Here is a 562-nt window from a genome sequence, read left to right on the forward strand (position 1 = left end):
GCAGCAACGGCTCGACTGTCTCGACGTAGTTCGCTACCTCCCCCGCTTCCACTTCCGACTTGCCATAGGGGTTGTTCGTCCGAGACCTCAATCGCTGCAGCAGCACCTGGAGCGGTGCGCTGAGCAGGACCACATGATCGAACCGGTCATAGAACCGGCCTTGGCTATCCACGGTGCCGGACACGACGACATCACGATGATCGGCCAGGAGCTGGGACATCCGGGGTTCATCCCACGTGCCATCCGGGAGCGTCCATCCGCCGTAGTCGGTGTCGACGACGACGTGGCCGCGCCGCTCCAGTTCTTCGAGCACGGTCGACTTCCCGGTGCCTGACATCCCGGTTACGAGAACTCTTGCCACCATCGCGACTCTAATGCCGAGTCATCGCAACGGCGCGTGTCTGGGGCCGGCGAATGCCACCGGTTGACGATGGCCGGTCAAGCCCTGGGGAGTGGTGTATCGGTCCTCGAGATCGGGGGGTTGGATCAGGCGCTGATGGCGCCGATGGGTTCGGTGGTGGTCACCTCCTCGGGGCTGGTCTCGGCGACAAGGGCCAGTCGA

The 562-nt window shown here is 64.1% G+C and carries 1 protein-coding gene; it reads right to left on the reverse strand.

Annotation, left to right across the window (positions count from 1 at the left end; genetic code table 11):
* Nucleotides 1-313 (reverse strand): ATP-binding protein (locus tag M3148_RS16940; protein ID WP_251305903.1); only part of this gene is annotated, 313 nt, incomplete at its 3' end.
* Nucleotides 314-562: the final 249 nt, after the last annotated feature.

The organism is Georgenia satyanarayanai (assembly GCF_023715365.1).
Classification (GTDB): Bacteria; Actinomycetota; Actinomycetes; order Actinomycetales; family Actinomycetaceae; genus Oceanitalea; species Oceanitalea satyanarayanai_B.